Origin of the sequence: Micromonospora sp. NPDC048839, from assembly GCF_040649915.1 — a bacterium.
Taxonomy (GTDB): domain Bacteria; phylum Actinomycetota; class Actinomycetes; order Mycobacteriales; family Micromonosporaceae; genus Micromonospora.
On record NZ_JBEZGL010000009.1, the window covers coordinates 1 to 25,397 of the forward strand.

24 protein-coding genes are annotated in these 25,397 nt (G+C 71.7%); 15 read left to right on the forward strand and 9 right to left on the reverse strand.

All coding sequences use genetic code 11. The features are described 5' to 3' along the window. The first annotated feature begins 133 nt into the window (after positions 1 to 133). Positions 134 to 553 carry a protein-tyrosine phosphatase family protein gene (locus AB0C25_RS18245; RefSeq protein ID WP_357374495.1) on the forward strand — a complete coding sequence of 140 codons (420 nt, stop codon included), beginning with the start codon at positions 134 to 136 and terminating at the stop codon, positions 551 to 553. 24 nt (positions 554 to 577) lie between these two features. Here the strand turns inward: AB0C25_RS18245 and AB0C25_RS18250 are convergent, their stop codons facing one another. Next, positions 578 to 2,872 (reverse strand): excinuclease ABC subunit UvrA, encoded by a 2,295-nt coding sequence (locus tag AB0C25_RS18250; RefSeq protein ID WP_357374498.1) that lies wholly within the window; start codon positions 2,870 to 2,872, stop codon positions 578 to 580. A 165-nt stretch (positions 2,873 to 3,037) separates the two neighbouring features. Here AB0C25_RS18250 and AB0C25_RS18255 point away from each other — a divergent pair, with 165 nt between their 5' ends. The 3 genes from AB0C25_RS18255 (at position 3,038) to AB0C25_RS18265 (ending at position 5,942) form a co-directional block, all read left to right on the forward strand. Further along, a complete protein-coding gene (locus AB0C25_RS18255) occupies positions 3,038 to 3,808 on the forward strand; it encodes a MerR family transcriptional regulator (protein WP_357374500.1) in 771 nt (256 codons plus the stop codon). Between the two features lie 10 nt (positions 3,809 to 3,818). Beyond that, complete coding sequence (locus AB0C25_RS18260; RefSeq protein WP_357374502.1) at positions 3,819 to 5,027, forward strand: D-alanyl-D-alanine carboxypeptidase; 1,209 nt, start codon at positions 3,819 to 3,821, stop codon at positions 5,025 to 5,027. An 87-nt stretch (positions 5,028 to 5,114) separates the two neighbouring features. Further along, the gene (locus AB0C25_RS18265) at positions 5,115 to 5,942 is read left to right on the forward strand and encodes a peptidylprolyl isomerase (RefSeq protein ID WP_357374504.1); all 828 of its coding nucleotides are present in this window, start codon (positions 5,115 to 5,117) and stop codon (positions 5,940 to 5,942) included. A 130-nt stretch (positions 5,943 to 6,072) separates the two neighbouring features. Here AB0C25_RS18265 and AB0C25_RS18270 read toward each other — a convergent pair whose 3' ends face one another. Then, positions 6,073 to 7,107, reverse strand: a complete 1,035-nt coding sequence (locus AB0C25_RS18270; protein WP_357374506.1) for a LacI family DNA-binding transcriptional regulator — start codon at positions 7,105 to 7,107, stop codon at positions 6,073 to 6,075. Positions 7,108 to 7,290: 183 nt separating this feature from the next. On the opposite strand from AB0C25_RS18270, the gene AB0C25_RS18275 reads away from it, so the two are divergent. Further along, a complete protein-coding gene (locus tag AB0C25_RS18275; RefSeq protein ID WP_357374509.1) occupies positions 7,291 to 8,259 on the forward strand; it encodes an acetylxylan esterase in 969 nt (322 codons plus the stop codon). An 80-nt stretch (positions 8,260 to 8,339) separates the two neighbouring features. Beyond that, complete coding sequence (locus AB0C25_RS18280) at positions 8,340 to 9,203, forward strand: M15 family metallopeptidase (protein ID WP_357374511.1); 864 nt, start codon at positions 8,340 to 8,342, stop codon at positions 9,201 to 9,203. A gap of 136 nt (positions 9,204 to 9,339) precedes the next feature. On the opposite strand, the gene AB0C25_RS18285 is transcribed toward AB0C25_RS18280, so the two are convergent. Continuing rightward, the gene (locus AB0C25_RS18285; protein ID WP_357374513.1) at positions 9,340 to 11,073 is read right to left on the reverse strand and encodes a cellulose binding domain-containing protein; all 1,734 of its coding nucleotides are present in this window, start codon (positions 11,071 to 11,073) and stop codon (positions 9,340 to 9,342) included. A 289-nt stretch (positions 11,074 to 11,362) separates the two neighbouring features. After that, positions 11,363 to 12,550 (reverse strand): spore photoproduct lyase family protein, encoded by a 1,188-nt coding sequence (locus AB0C25_RS18290; RefSeq protein ID WP_357374516.1) that lies wholly within the window; start codon positions 12,548 to 12,550, stop codon positions 11,363 to 11,365. Between the two features lie 157 nt (positions 12,551 to 12,707). Here AB0C25_RS18290 and AB0C25_RS18295 point away from each other — a divergent pair, with 157 nt between their 5' ends. Both AB0C25_RS18295 and AB0C25_RS18300 read left to right on the forward strand, forming a co-directional pair. Next, positions 12,708 to 14,018, forward strand: coding sequence for an RICIN domain-containing protein (locus AB0C25_RS18295; protein WP_357374518.1), 1,311 nt, complete (start codon positions 12,708 to 12,710; stop codon positions 14,016 to 14,018). A gap of 66 nt (positions 14,019 to 14,084) precedes the next feature. After that, positions 14,085 to 14,633 carry a hypothetical protein gene (locus AB0C25_RS18300; RefSeq protein ID WP_357374521.1) on the forward strand — a complete coding sequence of 183 codons (549 nt, stop codon included), beginning with the start codon at positions 14,085 to 14,087 and terminating at the stop codon, positions 14,631 to 14,633. Here AB0C25_RS18300 and AB0C25_RS18305 read toward each other — a convergent pair. Continuing rightward, the gene (locus AB0C25_RS18305) at positions 14,621 to 15,580 is read right to left on the reverse strand and encodes a YafY family protein (protein ID WP_357375026.1); all 960 of its coding nucleotides are present in this window, start codon (positions 15,578 to 15,580) and stop codon (positions 14,621 to 14,623) included. The two genes, AB0C25_RS18300 and AB0C25_RS18305, sit on opposite strands and share 13 nt — an antisense overlap. Positions 15,581 to 15,655: 75 nt before the next feature. Next, entirely contained in the window at positions 15,656 to 15,940 is a 285-nt protein-coding gene (locus tag AB0C25_RS18310) for a hypothetical protein (protein ID WP_357374523.1), read from the reverse strand. Between the two features lie 473 nt (positions 15,941 to 16,413). Between AB0C25_RS18310 and AB0C25_RS18315 the strand changes: the two genes are divergently transcribed. The 3 genes from AB0C25_RS18315 to AB0C25_RS18325 all read left to right on the forward strand — a co-directional run bounded on the left by AB0C25_RS18315 (position 16,414) and on the right by AB0C25_RS18325 (position 19,947). After that, entirely contained in the window at positions 16,414 to 18,411 is a 1,998-nt protein-coding gene (locus AB0C25_RS18315; protein ID WP_357374525.1) for a translation factor GTPase family protein, read from the forward strand. An 85-nt stretch (positions 18,412 to 18,496) separates the two neighbouring features. After that, positions 18,497 to 18,622 carry a hypothetical protein gene (locus tag AB0C25_RS18320; RefSeq protein WP_357374527.1) on the forward strand — a complete coding sequence of 42 codons (126 nt, stop codon included), beginning with the start codon at positions 18,497 to 18,499 and terminating at the stop codon, positions 18,620 to 18,622. A 125-nt stretch (positions 18,623 to 18,747) separates the two neighbouring features. Continuing rightward, a complete protein-coding gene (locus AB0C25_RS18325; protein ID WP_357374529.1) occupies positions 18,748 to 19,947 on the forward strand; it encodes an RtcB family protein in 1,200 nt (399 codons plus the stop codon). 42 nt (positions 19,948 to 19,989) lie between these two features. Here the strand turns inward: AB0C25_RS18325 and AB0C25_RS18330 are convergent, their stop codons facing one another. The 3 genes from AB0C25_RS18330 to AB0C25_RS18340 form a co-directional block, all read right to left on the reverse strand. Further along, entirely contained in the window at positions 19,990 to 20,781 is a 792-nt protein-coding gene (locus AB0C25_RS18330) for a maleylpyruvate isomerase family mycothiol-dependent enzyme (protein ID WP_357374531.1), read from the reverse strand. Positions 20,782 to 20,890: 109 nt separating this feature from the next. After that, positions 20,891 to 22,384 (reverse strand): MFS transporter, encoded by a 1,494-nt coding sequence (locus AB0C25_RS18335; RefSeq protein WP_357374533.1) that lies wholly within the window; start codon positions 22,382 to 22,384, stop codon positions 20,891 to 20,893. A 33-nt stretch (positions 22,385 to 22,417) separates the two neighbouring features. Then, entirely contained in the window at positions 22,418 to 23,047 is a 630-nt protein-coding gene (locus AB0C25_RS18340) for a TetR/AcrR family transcriptional regulator (RefSeq protein WP_357239414.1), read from the reverse strand. Between the two features lie 279 nt (positions 23,048 to 23,326). Here AB0C25_RS18340 and AB0C25_RS18345 point away from each other — a divergent pair, with 279 nt between their 5' ends. From AB0C25_RS18345 to AB0C25_RS18360, 4 genes are all read left to right on the forward strand, one after another. Then, the gene (locus AB0C25_RS18345) at positions 23,327 to 23,683 is read left to right on the forward strand and encodes an L-rhamnose mutarotase (RefSeq protein WP_357374535.1); all 357 of its coding nucleotides are present in this window, start codon (positions 23,327 to 23,329) and stop codon (positions 23,681 to 23,683) included. A 324-nt stretch (positions 23,684 to 24,007) separates the two neighbouring features. Beyond that, positions 24,008 to 24,469, forward strand: coding sequence for a hypothetical protein (locus AB0C25_RS18350; protein ID WP_357374537.1), 462 nt, complete (start codon positions 24,008 to 24,010; stop codon positions 24,467 to 24,469). Positions 24,470 to 24,586: 117 nt separating this feature from the next. After that, on the forward strand, positions 24,587 to 25,000 hold the full coding sequence (locus AB0C25_RS18355) for a DUF6069 family protein (protein ID WP_357374539.1): 414 nt from the start codon (positions 24,587 to 24,589) through the stop codon (positions 24,998 to 25,000). A gap of 39 nt (positions 25,001 to 25,039) precedes the next feature. Further along, positions 25,040 to 25,393: a YciI family protein gene (locus AB0C25_RS18360; protein ID WP_357374541.1), complete on the forward strand. Its 354-nt coding sequence runs from the start codon at positions 25,040 to 25,042 to the stop codon at positions 25,391 to 25,393. Positions 25,394 to 25,397: the final 4 nt, after the last annotated feature.

Genomic DNA, 25,397 nt, shown 5'->3' on the forward strand with positions numbered 1-25,397 from the left:
CGGCTGGAGCCGCGTCGCGCCACTCGCCGAGAGGCGACCTGCACACCGACACCAGCGCCGCCCCCGGTCCACAAGGCCGGGGGCGGCGCTGTCTGTGCCCACCTGTCGGTCCGGGAGCGGCATAATCGCTCGGGTGACTGGATCTCAGCCCTGGCCCGAGCAGTCTGGTTTGCTCGTACTCCCCAGCGGGGTGACGGTACGCGGGCGTCGCGTCGCCGCGGTGACGTCGCCCGCCGACTTCGCCCTGCTGTTGGCGCCCGGCCCGGCCCCGGCCTGGCCGTACCGGCGGATCCGGTGGCCCGATTTCTGGGTGCCGACCGATCGGGCGGATGCCCTCGACGCGCTGCGGGCGGCGTTGCGGCGCGCCCACGACGGCGCGCGCGTCGAGGTGGCCTGTCGGGGTGGGGTGGGGCGTACCGGTACCGCGTTGGCCGCGTTGGCGATTCTCGACGGCCTGCCGGCCGATCGGGCGGTGTCGTGGGTCCGGGAGGGTTACCACCCCAAGGCGGTGGAGACGCCCTGGCAGCGGCGCTGGCTGCGCCGCGTGGCCTGACCTGCGCCGCCCGCCGCTGGCCGCCTACCCCTGTCGGGTCACCGCCGGTTCGTTGACGTACTCGCGCAGGTGGGTGGCGGTCAGCGTGTCACCACGGGCGACCAGGTCGGCAGGCGTGCCGGTGAAGACGATCCGACCGCCGTCGTGGCCGGCGCCCGGCCCCAGGTCGATGAGCCAGTCCGCGTGGGCCATGACGGCCTGGTGGTGCTCGATGACGATCACCGTGTTGCCGGCGTCGACCATCCGATCGAGCAGGGCGAGCAGTTGGTCCACGTCGGCCAGGTGCAGGCCGGTGGTGGGTTCGTCCAGCACGTAGGTGGTGGTCTTCTCCGCCAGGTGGATGGCGAGCTTGAGTCGTTGCCGTTCCCCGCCGGACAGGGTGGTCAACGGTTGGCCGAGGCTGAGGTAGCCCAGCCCGACGTCGACCAGCCGGCCGAGGATGAGGTGCGCCGGACCACCGGGGAAGAACCCGTACGCCTCGGTGACCGACATGGCCAGCACCTCGCTGATGTTCTTGCCGCGCAGCGTGTACGTGAGCACCTCGTCGGTGAAGCGTCGACCCTCGCACCGTTCGCAGACGCTGGCGACACCGGCCATCATCGCCAGGTCCGTGTAGATCAGCCCGATTCCCTTGCAGGCCGGGCAGGCGCCCTCGGAGTTGGCGCTGAACAGGGCCGCCTTGACGCCGTTGGCCTTGGCGAAGGCGGTACGGATCGGGTCGAGCAGCCCGCTGTAGGTGGCCGGGTTGCTGCGTCGGGACCCGCGGATGGGGGACTGGTCCACGATCACCACCCCGGACCGGCCGCGCAGCGACCCGTGGATCAGCGAACTCTTGCCGGAGCCGGCCACGCCGGTGACCACGGTGAGCACGCCGAGCGGGAGGTCCACGTCCACGTCGCGCAGGTTGTGCAGGTCGGCCTGGCGGATGGCGAGCTGCCCGGCGGGTTGGCGTACCTGCTCGCGCAGGGTCACCCGGTGGTCCAGGTGCCGGCCGGTGAGGGTGTCGGAGCGGCGCAGCGCGGGCACGTCGCCGGTGAAGCAGATGCGGCCGCCGTCGGTGCCGGCCCCGGGCCCGAGGTCGACGACGTGGTCGGCGATGGCGATGGTCTCCGGCTTGTGCTCGACCACCAGCACCGTGTTGCCCTTGTCGCGCAGTCGTAGCAGCAGGTCGTTCATCCGGGCGATGTCGTGCGGGTGCAGGCCGACGGTGGGTTCGTCGAAGACGTACGTGACGTCGGAGAGGCTGGAGCCGAGGTGCCGGACCATCTTGACCCGCTGCGCCTCACCGCCGGAGAGGGTGGCCGACTCCCGGTCCAGGCTGAGGTAGCCCAGTCCGATCTCGACCAGGGACTCCAGCAGGTCGCGCAGGTTGGCGATCAGTGGTGCGACCCCCGGGTCGTCGATGCCGCGCACGACCGTCGCCAGGTCGCTGATCTGCATCGCCGAGCAGTCGGCGATGGTGCGTCCGGCGATTCGCGACGACAGGGCCGCCGCGTTGAGTCGGGTGCCGCCGCAGTCGCCGCAGGTGGTGAAGGTGACCGCCCGGTCGACGAAGGCGCGGATGTGCGGTTGCATCGACTCGCGGTCCTTGGCCAGGTAGAGCCGCTTGACCTTGACCACCAGGCCCTCGTACGTCCAGTTGTTGCTGCCCATCTTGATCTTCGTGGACGGCTTGTGGAGGAAGTCCTCCCACTGTTGCGGGGTGAAGTCCTGGAGTTTGACGTCCGGGTCGAACAGGCCGGAGCCGACCATCGTCTGCCAGTACCAGGAGTCGACGGCGAAGTTCGGCACGGTGATGGCGCCGTCGTTGAGGGAGCGCTCGACGTCCACCAACTCGTTGATGTCGAGGTCGGAGACGCGGCCCAGCCCCTCGCAGGTGGGGCACATGCCCTCGGGCAGGTTGAAGCTGAACGCCCCGGCGCCGCCGATGGATGGCTGGCCGAGCCTGCTGAAGAGGATCCGCAGCATGGCGTACGCGTCGGTGGCGGTGCCGACGGTGGAGCGGGAGTTGACGCCCATCCGCTCCTGGTCGACGACGATGGCCGCGCTGAGGTTGCGCAGCGAGTCGACGTCCGGCCGGTTGAGGTTCGGCATGAACGACTGGAGGAACGCGCTGTAGGTCTCGTTGATCATGCGCTGGGACTCGGCGGCGATGGTGCCGAAGACCAGCGACGACTTGCCCGAACCCGAGACGCCGGTGAAGACGGTCAGCCGGCGTTTGGGGATGTCGACCGAGACGTCGGCGAGATTGTTCTCCCGCGCCCCGCGTACCTCGATCATGTCGTGGCTGTCGGCGGCGGACCATGCTGGCTGCGACATGCGAACCCTTCACGGAGTCGTGGCGGGACTGTGCCCCACCGATGCTGGCGGATTCCATTGTCTCATTCATCATCATGTAGAGACTTTCGTCGACAACCGAGCGCGGAGGGCAACAGCACGTCCGGGAAAGTCTCAAATCATGTCGTAAGCGGTACGGTGGCTCGCGTGGACGTCTCCCCGAAGGATCGGCTCCGGGCCGTGGACCTGGCGGCCACCGTCGGGATCTCGGTGCAGCAGGTGCGCAACTACGTCGAGCAGGGTGTGCTGCCCCCGGCGCGGCGGACCCCGAGCGGCTACCGGATCTTCACGACCGCGCACGCCAGGGCGCTGAGCGTCGCGCGGCGGCTGGCCGAGGGGCACGGCTGGAGCCGCGCGCGGGAGATCATGGCGGCGGTGCATCGGGGTGACCTGCCGGCTGCCCTGGCCGCGCTCGACGGTGGTCACGCCGAGCTGGACCGGGAACGCGCCGAGATCCGCCGGGTGCTCGGCGCCTTCGTGACCGTGCTGGCCAGCCCACCGTTGGCGCGGCCCGCACCACGCCGCGCCGCCCGCATCGGCGAGGTCGCCGCCCTGGTCGGGGTCCGAACCTCCCAGCTTCGGCTCTGGGAGCAGCGTGAGCTGCTGCGGCCGGGCCGCGCCCCGGGCACCAACTACCGGGTGTACGACGAGGTGGAACTACGTGCCGCGCAGGTCATCGCGCTGCTGCGCCGGGGCGCGTACCCGTTCGAGATCATCGAGGCGGTGCTGGAGGAGCTGCGGACCACCGGCAGCCCCCAGCGCGTCCGCGCCGAGCTGGCCCGCCGCGAGCAGGACCTGCACATCCGCAGCCTGCGCCGGCTGCGGGGCACTGCCGCCCTGCACGACTACCTGCGCGGTGGCGGCGAGGCGGTTGACCGACCGGGTCATCCCGTCCCGCCGAGCGATCTTGTTGGCTAGGGTCGGGCACATGAGAGCTGCGCTGCTGGCGGCCACGGCGTCCGCCATCCTGCTCGCTCCCGCGCCGGTCGCCGCCGCGGGAGCGTCCGCCGGGGCAACCGTGCGGTGCCCGCGGGCGCCGGCCCCGGCGGTGTCCCGCCCGCCCCGACCCGCACCCCCGCCCACGGTTCCCGCGCAGCGGGTGGTCGGCGGGGCGGCCCTGGACACGACCGGCCTGGTCGTGCCGGCCGACGCCCCCGCGCCACCGGCGATCACCGCCACGTCGTGGCTGGTCGCCGACCTGGACAGCGGCCAGGTGCTCGGCGGGTGCGGACCACACGAGTACGGCACCCCGGCCAGCGTGCAGAAGCTCCTGTTGGCGGCCACGATGCTGCCTCGGTTGGACCCGAAGCAGACGGTCACCGTCACCGAGGACGACATGCGCATCGAGCCCGGCTCCTCCGCCGTGGGACTCGTCGCGGGCGGTCGGTACACCATCGAGACCATCTGGCTCGGGCTGCTGCTCAACTCCGGCAACGAGGCCGCCAACGCGCTGGCCCGGCTCGGCAGCGGGACGGACAGCGCCGCCGGCGTACGCGCCATGAACGAGCAGGCCCACCACCTGGGCGCGCTGCAGACACACGCGGTCACCCCGTCGGGGCTGGACGGCAAGGGGCAGTTCACCAGCGCGTACGACCTGGCGCTGATCGCCCGGGCCTGCTTCGCCGACCCGACCTTCCGCCGGTACGCGCTGACCGAGCAGGCGCAGATTCCCACCCAGCCGGCGCAGCGCACCAAGGGTTTCCAGATCCAGAACGAGAACCAGCTCATCTACCGGTATCCGGGCGCGCTCGGCGGCAAGACCGGCTTCACCGATCTGGCCCGGCACACCTACGTGGGCGCGGCGGAACGCGGCGGGCGGCGGCTGGTGGTGACCCTGTTGGGTGCCGAACCGGCGCCGCTGCGCGGCTGGGAGCAGGGCGCGGCACTGCTGGACTGGGGCTTCACGCTGCCCCGGGACGCCTCCGTGGGTCGGCTGGTCGAAGCGGGGGAGTTGACCGCCACCGCGTCGGCGACGCCGTCCGCGCTGGCCGCGCCCGGTGCGCCCCGGCCGGCGGCGGCCAGCGGACCCGCGCGTACCGGCTCGGGGTGGTTGTGGTCGGTGACCGCGCTGAGTGGCGCGGGGGTGCTGGCGCTGTTGGGCGGGCTGCTGTGGCGGCGTCGCCGTCGGCTGCCCTGAGCCGCTGACTTGCCGGACGGATCGACACCAGGCGCTGGCATCCATAGACTCCGGTCTTTCTGGCACCACGAGTCCAGGAGGATCACCGTGTCGAGTGAACTCGAACCGCACCGCGGCGTGGCGGCACCCCGCCGGCCGGTGCACGTCCTGTCCCGCCTCGCGGGGGTGACCGTGCTCGCCGGGGCGCTCGTCGTCGGGGCGTCCCCGAGCGCGGTCGCCGCGCCCGCCGCCCCCGAGGGTGCTTCCGCCGCTGCTGACGCCGCCACCCGACCGCCGCGCACCACCCACGGCCCGTGTGCGTACGCCGAGACACCCGACGAACCCGCGGCCCGGCCGGTGCCGCTGCCGCCCGACCCACGGCGCACCCCGGCCCGGGGCAGCGTCCGGGTGACCCTGACGACCAACCACGGACCGATCGGGTTGACGCTGGACCGGGCCGCCGCACCGTGCACCGTACAGAGCTTCCTGCACCTGGTCGGCAAGCGTTTCTACGACCGCACCCCGTGCCACCGGCTCACCGCGTACCCGACGCTGAGCGTGCTGCAGTGCGGTGACCCGTCGGGCACCGGCGAGGGCGGCCCGGGCTACCGGTACCGCGACGAACTGCCGACCGACCTGCCGCCGGCGCCCACCGACCCGACCGGGGAACGCCGGGTGTACGCCCGGGGCGTGCTGGCCATGGCCAACGCGGGGCCGGACACCAACGGCAGCCAGTTCTTCCTGGTCTACGCGAACTCGGCGCTGCGCCCCAACTACACGATCTTCGGTGAGGTCGATGCGGCCGGGCTGGCCACCCTGGACCGGATCGCCGCCGGGGGAGTGGCACCGACCGCCGAGGATCCGGCGCCGGTCGATGGCGCGCCCGCGCTGCCGGTGACCATTCGCAAGGCCGTCCGCGCGCACCACCACCACTGAGCACGCGGCGCGGTGGGCGGCTCTCGGCCGCTCACCGCGCCAGCGGAAGCGCCAGCCGGTCAGCCCGGCAACCGAAATTCTCGGGAGCGGATCGGAACTGGTCCAACCGGTTACCGTCCCAGGTCGGGCCTCACGACGGGCTGGGCGACCCGGACGGTGGGGCGGTGCTGTCGCGGACGACAAGTTCCGTGGCGAGTTCCACACGTGGCGAGTCGATGCCCTCGCCCTGGGCCAGGCGCAGCACGGTCCGAGCCGCCAACCGTCCCATCTCGACCAACGGCTGCCGCACCGTGGTCAGCGGTGGCGATGCCCAGCGCGCCTCCGGCAGGTCGTCGAAGCCGACGACGCTCACGTCGTCCGGCACCCGCAGCCCACGGCGCCGGATGGCCTCGTAGACGCCGAAGGCCATCTGGTCACTCGCGGCGAAGATGCCGGTCGGCGGGTCGGCGAGGTCGAGCAGCGCGGTCGCGCCGGCGAACCCGGAGGCGTGGTAGAAGTCGCCCGGATAGACGAGCGCGTCGTCCACCGGCACCCCGGCGCCCTCCAACCCGGCCCGGTAACCGTCGAGGCGCGCCCGGCTGCACAGCAGGTGCGTCGGCCCCGCCACCAGGCCGATGCGCCGGTGCCCGATCGCGAGCAGGTGTTCGGTAGCGGCGAGCCCGCCGGCCCAGTTGGTGGCGCCGATCGTCGGGACGTCCATGGCCGGCACGCCGGACGGGTCGACGACCACCACCGGCACGTTGAGGCGGCGCAGTTGCGCGTGCAGCGGCGGGCTCAGGTGCGAGGTCACGAAGATGACGCCGTCGGTGGCCCGGGTGCGCAGGTTCTGCAGCCACTGCCGGGCCGCGGTGGGCTGCCGGTGGATCGCGGAGACCACCGTGCCGACACCCGCGCCGTGCCCGACATCCTCCACGCCCCGGATGATCTCCACGGCCCAGGGGCTGTCCAGGTCGTTGAAGACCAGGTCGACGAGGCCGGCGCGGCGAACGCTGCGGCTGGTGCGTCGCCGGTAACCGTGGTGGCGCAGCAACTCCTCGACCCGCTCCCGGGTGTCCGGGGCGACATCGGAGCGACCGTTGAGCACCCGTGACACGGTCGGCACCGACACCCCGGCCTCCCGTGCGATCGCGGTGATGGTCACCCTGCGTCCGTCGTCCGCGCCCACCCGCGTCTCCTTCACCGAGCCGGAAGAACGACCACGAGACGTCGTCAACCGAGGATCCCGGAACGGTGTGCCCGTTCCACGCGCCATCTTGCCTCACCGACGGGGGTTGACGACATGCCAGGTCGGTTCTAGCGTTCGGCGAAGTTACGGAATCTTTCCGGAACTTCGTCGACCGAGGACGGCATGTACACCGATCTACCTGAGGAACAGCTGCGCGACTACCGCGGCGTCGTCCAGGACCCCGCGGACTTCGACGATTTCTGGGCCGACACCCTGACCGAGGCCCGGCGTGCCGGCTGGCCGGTGCGGGCCGAGCCGGTCGCGACCGGGTTGGACAGCATCGACGTGTTCGACGTGACCTTCGCGGGTTTCGCCGGCCAGTCCGTGCGGGCCTGGCTGCGGGTGCCGCGCGGCGCCGACACGGCGTTGCCGACGGTGGTCCAGTTCGCCGGCTACGGCGGCGGGCGCGGGCACCCGCTGGAGAACCTGCTCTGGGCCGCCGCCGGGTTCGCGCACCTGCAGATGGACACCCGGGGGCAGGGCTCGGGCTGGAGCCGAGGCGACACCCCGGACCTCGGCGCGGCCGGGCCGGAGGCGCCCGGCGTCGCCACCCGGGGCATCGCCGACCCGAAGACCTACTACTACCGGCGGCTGATCACCGACGCCGTCCGGGCGGTGGACGCCGTCCGGACCCTGCCGATCGTCGACCCGACCCGGGTGGCGGTGCTCGGGCACAGTCAGGGCGGAGGACTGGCGCTCGCGGCCGGCGCGTTGGCACCCGGGGTGCGGGCGGTGGTCGCGTTCGTACCGTTCCTCTGCGACATCCCGCGCGCGGTGGTGACCACCGCCGCCCGCCCCTACCGGGAGATCCGCGACTACCTGGCGATCCACCGGAACGCCGAGGAGCAGGTGCTGACCACCCTCGCGTACGTCGACGGGGTCAACTTCGCCCGCCGCTGCCGCCGCCCGGCGCGGTACTCGGTGGCGTTGATGGACGAGATCGTCCCGCCGTCGACGGTCTACGCGGCGGTCAACGCCCACGCCGGGCCGAGCGAGTTGGCGGTGTGGCGCTACAACGGCCACGAGGCCGGCGGGATCGACGACGACGAGTCGGCGCTGGTCTTCCTGCGCGCACACCTGACCGAGGGTTGACCGGGTCACGTGCCGAGCGGGGCCGACCCGGAACGGGTGCATCCGGCCCGCGCCGCCGGTCCGGCTGATAGACAGGAGAGGTGGGTCACCGGATCGCCGTCGCGCTCGTGTTCGCCGCGCTGCTCGCCGGTTGCTCGGGGCCGGAGTTCCGCCCCACGCCGGCCGCGCCCCCGTCGACACCGGTGAGTCCCACCCCGCGGCCGACCCCCGCGACACCCACCCCGGCGACGTCCAGCTCCGCCGTGGGCCGGCTGCCCGGATTCGTGGACCTGAGCGACGTCGACCCGCGCATCCACGCCGACATCCGCTACGCCACGGCGCACAACTTCGTGGGCCGCCCGATCACCGGCTACCCGGAGCCGCTGTGCCTGCTCACCCGGCAGGCTGCCGAGGCGCTGCGCCAGGTGCAGGACGCCGCCCTGGCCAGCGGGCACAGCCTCAAGGTGTACGACTGCTACCGCCCGCAGCCGGCGGTGGACGACTTCGTCGCCTGGTCGAAGCGCCCCGGCGAGCAGCAGACCAAGGCCGAGTTCTACCCGGACCTGGCCAAGGACCGGCTCTTCGCCGAGGGCTACGTCGGGGCGCCCACCGCGCACAGCCGTGGCAGCACCATGGACCTGACGCTCGTGGACGATCCCGCCGCCGGCCAGCCCGCGTACCGGCGTGGGCAGCCGCTCGTCGCCTGCACCGCGCCCCCGGGGCGGCGCTTCGCGGACAACAGCATCGACATGGGTACGGGATTCGACTGTTTCGACTCCCGGGCGCACACCGCCGACCCCCGCGTCACCGGGACGGCGCGAGACAACCGGCGGTTGTTGCAGCGGCTGATGACCGACGCCGGCTTCGTCAACTACGACCGTGAGTGGTGGCACTACAGCCTGCGCGACGAGCCGTACCCGGACACCTTCTTCGCCGCGCCGGTCGCCCGTTCGTCGGTCGGCTGACGCGCTGCCCTCCAGCAGGCGCGTTGGCTGACCCGGCCGGTCGATACCGCGTCCGCCCCGACGGAGGCGGCCGGTGGGGCGTGTGGGTGCGGATGCGCGATCCAACACCCACACGCCCGCCTGGGCGGCGCGGCCCTCAGAGGGTGAACACGAGCGTGGAGATGCTGCGGGCGGCCACGTTGATGGTGGCCTGACCGCCGTTGACGCTTGTCGGTTGGCTGGCCGCGTTGGCGTTCTGCGAGGTGAGATAGTGCTCGGCCCGGGTGACGTTCTGCGGCGCCTGGACCACGGCGTTGGTGACCGCGCTGTTCGAGCGGTTGAGGATCACCAGGGTGACCTTGCCGTCGCCCTGGTAGGCGGTCACCTCCAGCGGCGAGGCCTTGGAGCTCTTGGTCAGGGCGACCCGCTGGTAGCCGGGGCGGACGTACTTGGCGTACTGCGAGAACGCGTAGCCGCGCTTGAGCGGAGCGCCCGCGACGGTGCCGAACGCCGACTCACCGTCGCCGATGAAGGAGTAGTAGCGCTTGCCGTACCACCAGATGTAGGCGCTCCAGTTCGCCTCCATCGACCGGTGCACGGTGCGCATGATGTCGTCGAGCGTCTCGTTCCAGACCGTGCCGTTGGCGGGGTTGCCCCAGATGTTGGAGCCGCCACCGTCGGCGGCGTGCAGGTTCCACTCGGTCATCCACACCGGCTTGTTGTACTGCGCGGCCAGGGGATACGGCTTGAGTCGACCGGACTCCTCGGTGCCGTACAGGTGCCCGCCGAGGTAGCCGATGTTGTTGCGGGCGGTGGTGTCGTTCAGGGTGGGATCGGTGAAGTTGTAGTTGAGGTTGACCGCCTCGGCGACCATCAGCTTGGTGTTCTGCACCTTCGTGCCCTGGTCCCGGACGAAATTGCGCAGCTCGGTGCCGCTCCAGTCCATCGAGTCGTAATCGGGGTGCCAGTCCGGCTCGTTCTGCACCGAGGTGACGTCGATGTTCACACCCTGGCCACGCATGTACTGCACGTAGCTGTTCAGATGGTTCGCGTAGTCGTCGTAGTAGTCGGTCCTCAGCTTGCCGCCGTTGACCCGGCTGTTGTTCGTCTTCCAGGCCGCCGGCGCGGTCCACGGCGAGGCGAGGATCTTCACGTTCGACCCGTACGACTCCGCCGTCTTCAGCGAGTCCACGTGCGTCGCCCACTCGCTGGACACCGGCGACAGACCGGTCCGCACGATGGACAGCCCCAACTGGTTGGCGCCCAGCCCGACGAGCGTCTGGGTGTCCGTCGTCGACCAGGCGCTACCCCAGATCGACTGCGCGGCCCCGAACCCGTCGACCGTCTGGTATCTGGTCGCGCTGTTCACCGTGATGTCCGCCGGCCCGTTCGGGGGCGGAGTGGTTGGCGGTGGGGTGGTTGGTGGCGGAGTCGTCGGCGGTGGGCTGGTCGGCGGTGGCGTGGTCGGTGCCGGTTCGCCGGTGCAGGCCACTCCGTTGAGCGTGAAGCTGGCCGGAGCGGGATTGCTGCCGGTCCACGCGCCGTTGAAGCCGAACGAGACGGTGCCGTTGGTGGCGATCGCCCCGTTGTAACTGACGTTCCTGGCGGTGACCGCCGCACCGCTCTGGGTCAGTGTCGTGTTCCACGCCTGCGTGACGGTCTGACCGGCGCTGTAGGACCAGGCCAACGTCCAGCTGCTGACCGGATCACCGAGATTGGTGATGGCGACGTTGGCGCCGAACCCGCCCTGCCACTGCGACGACACGCTGTAATCCACCGAACAGCCAGCGGCCGCTGCCCCGGCCGGCATCGCCGCGGCGATCGCCGTCGATGCCACAAGCACCGCGCCGGCGGACACCGCGGCGGCCCGGATGACTCTGGGTCTTCTCATGGACCATTCTCCTGATGATCGGGGGCGTGAACACGCGAAGTGCCGCGTTGCATGACAGATCGCTGTCGGGCCACGCCGCCACCGTGGCCAGGACAGCGGTGCGGCACAGTGTGAGCGCTAACAGGTGCTGCCCATCGCACCCGACACCTCATCGCTCACTGCCCCGCTGGCGGCCGGGCTCCCGACGGCACGCCACATACACCCGCATCGACTTTGGTGGATGAGGCGGTCGCCGTCAAGCGACGACGGCGAGGTTCGCGAAAGTTTTCCGAAACATGCCGGGACCGGCTCAGGTCCAGTAGAGGATCCGGCAGGCCGGCACCCGCGAGGCGAGCTCGGCGGTGAACCAGCCGCGCAGCTCGGCCATGGTGTCGCGCGGGTAGACGTACTTCATCGCGCCGAACCTGCCGTGTTTGCGGCTGCGCGACTCCTCGTCCATCTCCAGCCGGGTGCGTGGGTACCAGCCCAGCAGCACCTCCTTGCTGCCCGGCGTGAACCGGTGGGTGATCAGCTCGGCGGTCAGGTCCAGCTCCGGCACCCCGTCGACCGCCGCGCGGACCTGGTCGAGCAACTCGCCGTAGCTCTCCCGCCAGTCGGGCAGCGCGATGATCGGGGCGATGGTCAGCCCGACCGGGTAGCCGTCGAGCGCGAGCCGGCGCAGCGCGGCCAGCCGCTCCGGCACCCGGGCGGTGCCGCCCTCGAACCGTTCGCTCACCGGCGCGCAGTTGACGCTGAACCGGACCCGGGTACGGCCGGCGTGCGGCAGCCCGACGAAGGTGTCCACGTCGGCGTACTTGGTGGTCCAGCGCAGTTGCACGGGCGCGTCCCAGGCGGCGAAGTGCTGCACCGCCCGCCGCCAACTGCCGGTCAGGTGCTCCAACGCGAGCGGGTCGGTGTAGCAGGACGCCTCGAAGGTGGTCCCCTCGTCGGCGCGTCGCGCGTTGCGGCTGGTCACCGTTCCCCGCCCGGCGTACGCGGCCAACCCGTCCAGGATGTCGTCGAGATCCGCGTACACCCGGGTCACCGGCGGGCCGGACAGCGAACCGGCGAGGTAGCAGTACTGGCAGTGCGCAGGGCAGCCCTCGGCCAGGTCGACCCGCCAGTCGGCGCTGGGCGCGATGGGTTGCAGGGTGCGCCGCGAGGGTGGGCTGACCACGATCGCCATGGTGGCCTTGGCCCGCGCGTACGTCTCCCGGTCGGTCTGTCCGCGTACCCCGGTGAGTCGGTTGGCTCGCAGGTGTTCCACCTCGATGCCCTGTGCCTGCACCAGCTCGACGATCCGCTGGCCGTGCGGGTGCTCCAGCGCGGCCGGGGTGGCCACCACCCGGCGCGGAGTCCAGCGGTGGGCCGGCCGGGCCGCGGGTGCGAGCCCGGCGAGGTCACGGGTCGGCACCCACTCGCCGCTGGCGTCGTGCGGCGCGGCGGGCCCGTCGACGGCGAGGGGCGTGTCGACGTCGACGGCGTCCGGGCTGGTCATCGGGCCGGAGTACCCGCTGGCAACGGAATCCCACCCGATCAGCCGACCCATGATTGACGCCGCCGGTGCCACCGCATAACCTTTCGTCTATCTGTAAACCTTGTGAACAAATGCAGGTCGACGCGGCGGCGCGCGTCCCCACCGAAGGGACGATCAGGTGATCGCAGAACTCTCCTCCCGTACCAGACGAATCTTGTCGCTGTTCGTCGCTCTGCTGGTCGCGCTGAGCGCCGGCCTCGCGGTCAACGCCTCGCGGTCCGCGCAGGCCGCGCCGACGTTCAAGGTCCTGGCCTTCTACAACGGCACCTGGGACGCGGCGCACATCGACTTCGTCAGGGACGCTCGGGCCTGGTTCCCGCAGGCCGCCGCCCAGCACGGCTTCTCCTGGGAGGCCACCAACAACTGGGGCCTGCTGAACACCGCGAACCTGGCCCAGTACAAGGTCGTCATGTTCCTGGACGACGCGCCGCCCACCGCGCAGCGGGCCGCGTTCCAGCAGTACATGCAGAACGGCGGGGCGTGGTTCGGCTTCCACGTCAGCGCGTTCACCACCAACCCGTCGAGCTGGAGCTGGTACTACAACACCTTCCTCGGCACCGGCTCGTTCCAGACGAACACCTGGGGACCCACCCGGGTCACCATGCGCGCCGACAACCGCACCCACCCGGCCACCCGGAACCTCCCGGCGACCTTCCCGTCGTCGATCAGCGAGTGGTACTCCTGGAGCAACGACCTGCGGCAGAACCCGAACATCGACATCCTCGCCTCGGTCGACGCGTCCAGCTTCCCGGTCGGCACCGACCCCAACCAGTCCTGGTACGGCGGGTACTACCCGCTGGTGTGGAGCAACCGGCAGTACAAGATGCTCTACGCCAACTTCGGGCACAACGCCATGAACTACAGCACCAACACCGGGCTGTCGTCGACGTTCGACAGCGCGCAGCAGAACCAGCTGCTCATCGATGGACTGCACTGGCTCGCCGGCGCCGGCACCACCACCCCGACCACGCCTGCGCCGACCGACGGCGCGATCTCACCGACCGCCTGGCACACGGTGGTCAACCGGGGCAACGGCAAGTGCGTGGACGCGCGCGCCGCCGCCAGCGCGAACGGCACGGCCATCCAGCAGTACGCCTGCAACAGCAGCGCGGCGCAGCAGTACCAGTTCGCGCCGACCAGCGGCGGCTACCTGCGGGTCAACAACCGCACCAACGCCGCCCAGGTGCTCGACGTGACCGACCGGTCGACCGCCGACTCGGCGCCGATCCAGCTCTGGTCCTACAGCGGCGGCAACAACCAGCAGTGGCGTGCCGAATCGGAGGGCGGCGGCTACTACCGTCTGGTCAACCGGCTCAGCGGCAAGTGCCTCGACGTGCCGGGAGCGTCCACGGCGGACAGCGTCCAACTCATCCAGTACGCCTGCAACGGCACCGCCGCGCAGTCGTTCCGGTTGGTGCCGCAGCCCTGACCCGGGGGAACGCACTCCCTCGCCGGAGGGAGGTGCCGCGCACGCTCGTTTCCTAGCGTGAGCGGCATGACGACAAGTGATCGGCTGGCCGGGGCGTGGCGCAAAGCCCACGCCCCGGTGGCGGGAGTGCCCCGCTGGGCGCGAGTCGCCGCCTACCTCATCCCGTTCACCGTGCTGCCGTCGGGCCTCTGGCGGCTTCCGACCGGGTTACGCGACGGCACCGGGTTCGGCGGGTGGGCGTACCTCATCTGCCTCTCGATCGGGGCGGAGTTGATCGCGTTCACCGCCGTCGGGCTCATCGCCGCCTGGGGAGAGCGGTTCCCGCGCTGGATTCCCTGGCTGGGTGGCCGGCGGGTGCCGACGCCGGCCGCCCTCATCCCCGCGACGCTCGGCGCGACGGTCCTGACCGTCCTGTGGACCAGCGCCTTCATCCGGATACCCGTCGGAGTGACCATGGGAGGTACGCCGCTCCCGCCGGACTTTCCCACCCAGGGCGGCGTGTGGGAAGCCCGGATCTTCTATGCCTGCTACCTCCCGCTGCTGCTGTGGGGACCACTGCTCGCCGCGGTCGCCTACGCCTACTACCGGCGACGGCAGGGCCGCTACGAATCCTGAGCGGCCCGACCGAACCGGGCGGCGACGGCACGCACCACGGCGCGCAACTCCGGCGGGTCGAGCACGTCGAAGTCGACCTCGATGGTGCTGAGGAAGGCGGCCAGGTTGCTCAGCGACTCCCCACCGGTGTGCAGCAGGCAGGTTTGCTCGTCAATCGCCTCCAGCAGGCCGGCCGTGGTGGGGATCCGCTGGGCCACCTGGTCGGCCGACGCGTGCAGGCGTACCCGGGCGGGGTGCGGCCAGGCGGTGGAGCCGACGCCGCGCAGCACGTGCGCGACCGCGTCGCCGCCGGGCGGCTCCCGGGGGGTGAAGCGCGGACCGGTCGGCACCCGGGGCCGGATCCGGTCGGCGCGGAAGGTGCGCCAGTCGGCCCGGTCGGTGTCCCAGCCCAGCAGGTACCAGCGCCGACCGGTGTAGACCAGTCGGTACGGCTCGACGTCGCGCACGGTGGCCGTACCGTCATGCCCGGCGTAGTCGAAGCGCAGGCGCTCCGCCCGGTGCACCGCCGTCGAGACGGCGGTGAGCGTGTCGGCGTCCACGGTCGGGCCGCCGCCCGCGGCGGAGACCGTCGCGGCCCGCAGGGCATCCACCCGGTGCCGCAACCGCGACGGCAGCGACTGCTCCAGCTTCGCCAGCGCCCGCAGCGACGTCTCCTCGATTCCGGTCACCGAACCGCCGGCGGCCGCCCGCAGCCCGACGGCCACCGCCACGGCCTCGTCGTCGTCGAGCAGCAGCGGCGGCAGGGCCGAGCCGGCGCCGAGCCGGTAGCCTCCGGCGACCCCCGGGTGGGACTCGATCTGGTAGCCCAGCACCCGCAGGCGTTCCACGTCGGTGCGTACGGTGCGGGTGCTGACCGCCAGCCGTTCGGCCAGCTCCGGGCCGGACCACTCCCGGCGAACCTGCAGGAGGGTCAGCAGCCGCAGCAGCCGCACCGAGGTCTCCACCATGCCCGCGAGTCTGCCAGGCATCGCGGAAGCTCTCCTTCCGCGATCGCCCCCGGTCGCCCACCGCTGCGGGGTCCTTCAGGCCGTGCGGACCAGGAGGGTGATGCTCAACAGCGGGTAGCGCCAGCGCTGTGCCTCCCGGTAGCCGGCGCTGATTCGATCCCGTTTGCCGGGTGCCATGTCCCCCAGCGGGTCGGCCGAGGGATCGGCCCCGACGACCCAGATGCGCGGTGGTGTGCCGAGGCAGGTGGCGGCCGGGCACTCCGTCGCCAGGAACCTGCCGTCGCTGCGCTGCGGGGCGACGCGCAGCACGTCCGGGGGGCGTGGGGCCGGCAGGCGTCCACCGAACCAGCGAGTTGCCACAGTTGCGACCAGCTCAACCGGACCGCCCCCCAGGTGGCCAACTCGTCGGCCCAGAGGGCCGGACCGGTCAGCCGCCACCAGCCCAGCACCAGCGCGACGAGCGCGGGAGGCACCCCACTCGCCACCGTCCAGCCGGACGGTGTGCCGCGCGGGTCCCGATCCGCAGCCGCCGACGGCAGGTCCGGTGCGGTGGCGACAGTGCCGCCGTGGGGCGACGGCCAGGTGGCGGTGATGGTGGTTCTCCCGGAACAGGGGCGGACAGTGCCGCGCGAACCTAGCCGCATCAGGTGAGCACGCGGCGTCGCGGAGCCGGACGGTACGTGAACGGGAGCGCCGGCTAAATCGGTTGTCCGAGCCGCGACGGCCTGCTGAACTACCCGAAACCGCCACCAACAGCCAGGGAGCCACCATGCGCGCTGCGTCGATGTCCGACCAGAGGGGATCTGTCGCCTACCTGAAGGACCTGACGCTGCGTGAAAACCCTGAACCTCGGCATCCTGGCTCACGTCGATGCCGGTAAGACCAGCCTGACCGAGCGGCTGTTGCACGACGTTGGCGTGACCGACCAGCTCGGCAGTGTCGACGCGGGCAGCACCCGTACGGACTCCCTGGCCCTCGAACGGCAACGCGGGATCACCATCCGCTCGGCCGTCGTCTCCTTCGTGCTGGACGACGTGACCGTCAACCTGATCGACACGCCCGGTCACCCGGACTTCATCGCCGAGGTCGAGCGGGTGCTCGGCGTGCTCGACGGCGCGGTGCTGGTGATCTCCGCGGTGGAGGGGATCCAACCGCAGACCCGGGTGCTGATGCGGACCCTGCGCCGGCTGCGCATCCCGACACTGATCTTTGTCAACAAGGTCGACCGGGCCGGGGCGGACCCCGAGCGGGTCGTGCGGGCCGTCGCGGAGAAGCTCACTCCGACAGTGGTGGCGATGGGCTCGGTGGCGGCGCCGGGCACTCGTGGCGCGCACTGCTCGCCGTATGGGCCGGCCGACCTGGCGTTCACCGACCAGCTGCTCGACGTGCTCGCGGGGCAGGACGACAGGCTGCTCGCCGACTGGGTCGCGGACCCCTCGGCGGTGCCCTACCCACGACTGCGCCGAGTGTTGGCGGCGCGGACCCGCCGGGCGCTGGTGCACCCCGTGTACGCCGGCTCGGCGATCACCGGCGCCGGCGTGGACGCGCTGATCGCCGGCATCACCGAACTGCTGCCGACCGGTCAGGGTGACCTGGACGCCCCGGTCTCCGGCACCGTGTTCGCCATCGAGCGGGGACCGGCGGGGGAGAGGATCGCCCTGGTCCGGCTCTTCGCCGGCACGATCCGGGTCCGTGACCGGCTCCGGGTCGGTACGGCCGACGCCGCGCTGGTCACGGCGATACGTATCGCCAGCCAGGGGGCCGACGTGGTGGCGTCGTCGGTCGGCGCCGGCCACATCGCCCGACTGTGGGGCGTGACCGAGGCGCGGATCGGCGACCCGGTCGGCGTACCCCCGGAACGTGCCGGCGCGGACCGCCACTTCGCGCCACCCACGCTGGAGACGGTGGTGGTGCCGGAGCGCCCCGCCGACCGGGTCGCGCTCCACGCGGCGCTGAGCCAACTCGCCGAACAGGACCCGCTGATCAACCTGCGGCAGGACGACCGGCGGCAGGAGATCAGTGTGTCGCTCTACGGCGAGGTGCAGAAGGAGGTCATCCAGGCCACCCTGGCCGACGACTTCGGCGTGCGGGTGACGTTCCGGGAGACCAGCGTGGTGCACGTGGAGCGAATGTGCGGCGTCGGCGAGGCGGTCGAGGTGATCGCGGTGGCGCCCAATCCCTTCCTGGCCACCGTCGGGCTGCGGATCGGCCCGGCGCCGACCGGGGCCGGTGTGAGGTTCCACCTCGGCGTCGAGCTGGGTTCGATGCCACCGGCCTTCTTCGCCGCCGTGGAGGAGTCCGTGCGCCGGACCCTGCGCCAGGGTCTGCACGGCTGGGAGGTCCCCGACTGCGAGGTGACGATGACCCACGCCGGCTACTGGGCGCGGCAGAGCCACTCCCACGGCAGCTTCGACAAGAGCATGTCCAGCACCGCCGGGGACTTCCGCAATCTCACCCCGTTGGTGCTGATGGCCGCGCTCACCCGTGCCCGTACGCGGGTCCACGAGCCGGTGCACCGTTTCCGGTTGGAGGTGCCCGGTGACGTCCTCGGCACGCTGCTGCCCGCGCTCACCCGACTGGACGCGGTGCCGACCGACACCATCGGGAGGGGCACGTCGTACCTGGTGCGGGGCGAGATCCCGGCGGGCCGGGTGCACGCGCTGGAGCGTCGTCTGCCCGCGCTGACCCGGGGCGAGGGCGTGTTGGAGACCGAGTTCGACAGCTACCGCCCGGTGCCCGGTCCCAGCCCCACCCGGCCCCGCTGGGACAACGATCCGCTGGATCGCAAGGGGTATCTGCTGGCGGTCGCCCGCCGGGTCGGCGGCCGGTAACGGCGATATCCATTGCGGACGCCCGGCAGCCCTCCTAGTCTCGTCGGTGCAAGGTCGACCGAGCACACCCCGAAGGGAGTACGCCGTGCCACGACGCATCCGCACCGATGCCGCCCGGCTGCTGCTCCCTGCCGACCTGACTCTGCTCGGCACCACCAGAACCTGTGCGTATCCGGCGCTGCGGCGCAACGAGTCGGGGTGGCGCGACTGACGCGACGCTGACGCGTCCGCCGGCCGCCCATCCCACCGGGATCGGGCGGCCGTTTCGTATCCGCACACCGCCGCCGCGCTCACACCTGATCGTTAACGGGCAGCGCACGACACGAGGAGACCACGATGGGATTCACCCCTCTCGCCGGTACCCGGGCACCCGTCCGGGTCTGGACCGACCCCTACGCGATCGAACCGCAGGCCGCCAGGCAGCTGCGCAACATCGGCGCGTTGCCCTGGGTGCAGGGTGTCGCCGTCATGCCCGACGTGCACTTCGGCAAGGGCGCCACGGTCGGCTCGGTGATCGCGATGCGGCAGGCCGTCTCGCCGGCCGCGGTCGGCGTCGACATCGGCTGCGGGATGTCGGCGGTGCGCACCTCGCTGACCGCCGCCGACCTGCCCGACGACCTGGCCGGGCTGCGCTCCGCGATCGAGGCCACCATCCCGGTCGGCTTCACCCAGCGCGAGGACTCGGTCGACACGCGTCGGATCCGGGGTCTGGAGCAGGCCGGCTGGGACGACTTCTGGGGCCGGTTCGCCGGCCTGGACCGGCGGGTGGCGCAGTTGGAGACGCGGGCACGGCGGCAGCTCGGCACCCTCGGCGGGGGCAACCACTTCATCGAGGTCTGCCTGGAGCAGGGCGGCGCCGACGAGGGGCGGGTCTGGCTGATGTTGCACTCCGGGTCCCGCAACATCGGCAAGGAGTTGGCCGAGCGGCACATCGGGGTGGCCCGGGGGCTGCCGCACAACGCCGACCTGCCGGACCGGGATCTGGCCGTGTTCCTCACCGGGACGCCGGAGATGGACGCGTACCGGCGGGATCTGTGGTGGGCGCAGGAGTACGCGCGGCGCAACCGGGCGGTCATGCTGGCCCTGCTCTGCGGTGTGGTGCGGGAGCAGTTCCCGCAGGTCACCTACGACGAGTCGATCAGCTGCCACCACAACTACGTGTCCGAGGAGAGCTACGACGGGGTGGACGTGCTGGTGACCCGCAAGGGCGCCATCCGGGCCGGCCGGGGTGACCTGGGCATCATCCCCGGGTCGATGGGCACCGGGTCGTACATCGTGCGGGGCCGGGGTAACCCGGACGCGTACTGCTCGGCGTCGCACGGGGCCGGGCGTCGGATGTCGCGGGCGCAGGCCAAGCGGACGTTCAGCACCGAGGACCTGGCCGCGCAGACCGCCGGGGTGGAGTGCCGCAAGGACGCCGGGGTGGTCGACGAGATCCCGGGCGCGTACAAGGACATCACCGAGGTGATGGCCCAGCAGGAGGACCTGGTCGAGGTGGTCGCGCACCTCAAGCAGGTGGTCTGCGTGAAGGGCTGACGTGCCGTGCGGGCCGGGTTGACCGGCCCGCACGGCCGCTGGTCAGAAGCCGACGAAGACCCGGCGCAGGTCGTCGAGGGTCACCGAGCCGGTCGCCCGCACCCCGTCCGGGGTGTGCTGGGTGCCCAGCCGTCCGGTGGCCAGCCGCAGCCACGCCTCGGCCGGGGCCTCCAGCTCGCCGTCGGGACGCTCCGGCGCGTCGACGACCTCGACCTTCTCGCCCAGCCGCAGCCCGAACGTCCGCTCGGGCGCGTGCACCCGGACCAGCAGCGTGGCCTCCCGCCCGGCCAGCTCCTGCGGTCGGCTGGTCCAGGCCAGCATGCCGCCGATCTGGTCCAGCAGCAGCGCCACCGCGCCCGGCGTCACCGCCGCGAACGGGTTGAACGCCACCTCGGTGTCCCACTGGTGCAGGGCGAACTCGCTGAGCCGGAACCGGGCCGCGGTGGCCACGTCGACCGGCTCCGGCAGGAAGCCGAGGTCGATCCGCATCGAGGAGCGGGTCTCGGCGTCCAGCGCCTCGTACGCCTCGACCAGCCGCTCGTTGGTGGCGAGGAACCCGGCGGCGTGCTCGGCCGGGGCCATCGCGTCCCAGCGTGCCCAGACGCCGCGGTTGAAGTCCCCGTCCGGGCCGGGTGCGCCGGTGCGGGCGGCGTCCAGTGTCGCCAGGTTGATCTCGGCGCCGCTGCCCAGGTGGCTCAGCACCTGGGAGACCTGCCACTCGCTGGCCCCCGACGGCCGGAGCAGGTCGTCCTCCTTGAGGTCCCGCACGAGCGTGGCGAGCTCCTCGTGGCCCGCGCGCAGAGCTGTGATGATCTGGTCAGCAGGGGTCGACATGGATCTCCTCAAACGGATTTTCGACGATGGTCGGGACGTTACCGGACGTGGCCGCCGGCCGGCCCACCCCACGCTCGGGGCGCTCCGGCCGGCGGCCACGTCGGTCGGCTCAGCCCATGTGAACGGTGGTGCCGGTGGGCACGTCCTCCTTGCGCACCTTCACCAGGACCAGGGTGGCCAGGCCCGCGAGCACGATCAGCGCCGCGCCCCAGGCGAAGGCCACCCGGTAGCCGTGCACCAGCGCCTCGACCTGGTTGACCGGGTTCGGCGCCCGGCCCACCAGGTAGGCGGCGACCGCGCTGGTGTAGAAGGTGTTCAGCAGGGCGGTGCCGAGCGAGCCACCGATCTGCTGGGTGGCGTTGAGCGTCGCGCTGGCCGCGCCGGCGTCGTGCTCCGGCACCCCGACCAGGGCGAGGCTGGACAGCGGGACGAAGGTGAAGCCCAGCCCCAGGCCCAGGATGACCTGCGCGGGCAGCAGGTGGGTGAGGAACGAGGTGTCCGCGTCGATCTGGGTCAGCACCAGCATGCCCAGTGCGGCGAGCACGGCACCGGCGACCATCAGCGGCTTGGCGCCCAGTCGCGGCATCAGCTGGCTGGCGCCACCCGCGGCGATCAGCACACCGGCGGTGACCGGCAGCGATGCGAGACCCGCCTCCAGGGGCTTGTACTGCAGCACCACCTGGAAGTAGAAGGTCAGGAAGAGGAACGCCCCGAACAGGCCGGCGCCGATCAGCGTCGAGGTGAGGAACGCCCCGCCCCGGTTGCGGTCCAGCACGATCCGCAGCGGCAGCAGCGGGTGGCTGGAGCGCAGCTCGATCACCACGAAGGCGGCGAGCAGCACCACGCCCGCGGCGATGAAGCCGAGCGTCGCGGTGGCGTCCCAGCCGTCCTCGGCGGCCTTGGTGAAGCCGTACACCAGGGAGACCAGGCCGGCGGTCACCACGACCGCGCCGGGTACGTCGTAGCGGGTGTTGCCCTTGGCCCGGCTCTCCGGCACCAGCGGGAGCGCGAAGGCGATGGCGATCGCGGCGACCGGGATGTTGACCAGCAGGCACCAGCGCCAGTTGGCGTACTCGGTGAGCACCCCGCCGAGCAGCAGGCCGACCGCAGATCCACCGCCGGCGATCGCGCCGTACACCGCGAAGGCCTTGGCCCGCTCGGTGGCCTCGGTGAACAGCACGGTGAGCAGCGCCAACGCGGCCGGGGCGAGCAGCGCACCGAAGGCGCCCTGCAACGCGCGGGCGGCGAAGAGCATCCCGCCGGTGGTGGCCAGACCGCCCAGGGCGGAGGCGAGGGCGAAACCGGTCATGCCGACCAGGAAGGTGCGCTTGCGCCCCCAGTAGTCGGCGATGCGACCGCCGAGCAGCAGCAGTCCACCGAAGGCCAGCGTGTAGGCGGTGACCACCCACTGCCGGTTCGCGTCGGTGATCCCCAGGTCGGACTGGGCCTTCGGCAGCGCGATGTTCACGATGGTGGCGTCCAGGACGACCATCAGCTGCGAGACCGCGATGACCGCCAGCGCGATCCAGCGCCGCGGGTGCGGCGCGCTTGTCGACGCCCCGGCGCCGGGTGCGCCAGGTGCGGTCGAGGTGGTTCCGGACATGGTGAAGCCTTCCGTGTTGCGGATGTCGGTGGGTCAGGCCGGTGACGGGCGGTCGGGCTGGTAGCGGAGGACCGGGATCAGCACCTGGTCGACGACCTGGATGAGGAACGCGTCGTCGGCCGGCAGGCCGTGCGCGACGATGCGGGACAGGGTGAGCGCGGGCGCGAGATCGTGGAACAGCTCCCGTTCGCCGGCCTCGGGCGGGATCTCCCCCCGGGCGGCGGCCCGGACCAGGATGGCGGTGCTGGCCACCCGCCCGGCCGGCAGAACCTGGTGGCGCACCAGGCGTTCCAGCTCGGGGTTGGTCCGCATGGCGAAGGTCAGCGCCTGCATCAGGTCGCAGTCGGCCACGCAGATCGCTGCCGTGGCCCGCAGCAGCTCGATCAGGTCACCGCGCAGGCTGCCGGTGTCGGGCGGGTTGTGCACACCGACGTGCCGGTCGCGCAGGGCGGCGACGACCAGCTCGGCCTTGCCGTCCCACCGCCGGTAGATGGTGGCCTTGCTGACGTGGGCGCGGGCGGCGACGGCGTCGATGGTCATCCGGTCGAAGCCGACCTCGCGCAGCAGGTCGATGACCACACCGAACAGGTCGCTGTCGGTGCACCGGGGAACCCGGGCGGCCGGCACCCCGGCGCCCGCGCCCACCTGCTGACCACCCAGCATCCCAACCTCCTGCGAAACGATGTCGTACTCACACTAGTTCCGGATCGGTGAAGGTGCAGGGTTTCGTGAGTTGCGTCGCACCGAGTTCACGAAACGATTGCGTTTCCGGCGGGCGTCCGGCAGGTGAACCCGGTGGTCGGTAGCCCTGCGGGAGGACCACCGGTCGACATCGCCGGCGGCCGGCCCCTGCCCGGCACCCCGCAACCGCTACGGTCAGGTGCTTTCGGCACCCCTGAACCAGCTCACACGAAAGGGCACGACGTGAAACGTCATGGCTGCGTGATCCGACTCCGCCCCGAGCAGCGGGAAACCTACCTGCGGTTGCACGCCGAGGTCTGGCCGAGCGTCGAGAAGACGCTGCGCGAGGCGAACTTCCGCAACTACACCATCTTCCTGCACGACGACCTGCTCTTCGGCTACTACGAGTACGTCGGTGACGACTACGAGGCCGACCTGCGGTTCATCGCCGCGGACCCGCAGACGCAGGAGTGGTGGAAGCTGACCGACCCGTGCCAGGAGTCGATCGCCGAGCCCGGCTCGGGAGACTGGTGGGCGCCGATGCGCGAGATCTGGCACCTGGCCGACGAGGCGGTCGCGCAGGCACCCGACCCCACCCAGCGGGGCTCTGGCAACTAGACGAGTAAGTCCGCGCTTCAGGCCGGGGCTGGGGTCGTGGCGAAGGGCATTGGCCATCCGCTGCGGCTGCCCGCCCATGTCGATGTGCTGTTGAGCGGTATACCTCAGAGGTATGAATATGACTCTGAGGTATACCGCTCCCCACCGCATCCGCCCCCCACGGCGGTGACTGACGGTCACCGCCGGCCGCCCGCTGCGCCCATCGCCCCACCCACCGGCGGGCGGCAATCCCGTGGAGGTTCGTAGGCCCCAACGGGGTGTCTCGACGCGACAGGTCTGCCCGGCCCGTCGTCGCTGCGGTCGCTCGGCGAGGGACGGTACACCGTGGTCCGGGCGATCTCACCCGGCAGCGTGGTGACCCTGCGCGGTGTGCAGGTCAACACGCGCACCAGGTCGATGCTGATCGAGGCCGAACGCCTACTCGGCCGCCAGCTCGGCATCACGCAGGGCTCGTACAGCAGCGGTGTGGGCGCCTCCGCCGGCACGCACGACGGCGGCGGCGCGCTCGACCTCTCGGTCAGCGGTCTCTCCTCGTCGGTCCGGACCGACGTGCTGCGTCGCCTGCGCGCGGTGGGCTTTGCCGCGTGGCTACGGACCCCGGCCCAGGGGGACTGGGGCTACCACATCCACGCGATCGCGCTCTCCGACACCGACCAGTCGACGGGCGCGCAGAACCAGGCCGGCGACTACTACCTTGGTCGCAACGGCCTGGCCAACCGGGGCGTCGATGATGGCCCAGCGGTCAGCCCGAAGCGAACCTGGGAGGAATACCAGCGCACGCTCTGAGGTCCGCAAAAGTCGTCGACAAGAATGTGGGCGTGCCTGTCGATTGGGACCGGTGCGATTCGTAGCCCTGGTGAGAGCCCGCCACCGCGGCGGGCCATCCACCCACCGGAGGGCACGATGACCACCACAGCGACCACCACCCCTGCCGCCACCTCGACCGTGGGTGCGCTGATCCGGACCGGTGTCGCCGCCACGCTCGCCGCGAGCGCCGCCACCATGGCCGTCGCCGCCGTCGGCCGCGCGGCGGGGATCAGCCTCGACGTGGCCGACGCGCCGATTCCGGTGACGGGCTTCGGTGTGCTGACCGCCGTATTCTCGCTGGTCGGGGTGATCCTCGCCGCGGTGCTGTCCCGTTTCGCCAGGCGTCCCCGGCGCGCGTTCGTCCGTACCACTGTGGTGTTGACGGTCCTGTCGCTGGTGCCGGACGTGATCGTCGACGCGGGGGCGGCCACCAAGGCGTTGCTGATGGTCACACACCTGGTCGCGGCCGCGATCGTCATCCCCGCTGTCGCGCGCCGCCTCGCCGCCTGACCTGTCGCCATCTCACCATCGAACGGTTGGAGGATCGTCATGAAGCAGTACCTGCTGTCCGTGCACGCCGTCGAGGGGGAGCCGGACCCCTCCGACGAGGAGACGCAGACCATGTTCCGGGAGACCGGCCGGATCAACGACGAGATGCAGGCCGCGGGCGCCTGGGTCTTCGGCGGAGGGCTCCGGTCGCCGGACAGCGCCACCGTCGTACGGATCGAGAACGGCGCCACCACCATGAGCGACGGGCCGTTCGTCGAGACGAAGGAGCACATCGCCGGCTTCTGGGTCCTCAGGTGCGCGGACCTGGACCAGGCGCTGGCCTGGGCCGAGAAGTGCGCGGCGGCCTGCGGCCCGGTCGAGGTGCGCCCCTTCGACGACCTGTCCCAGGCCTGACCGG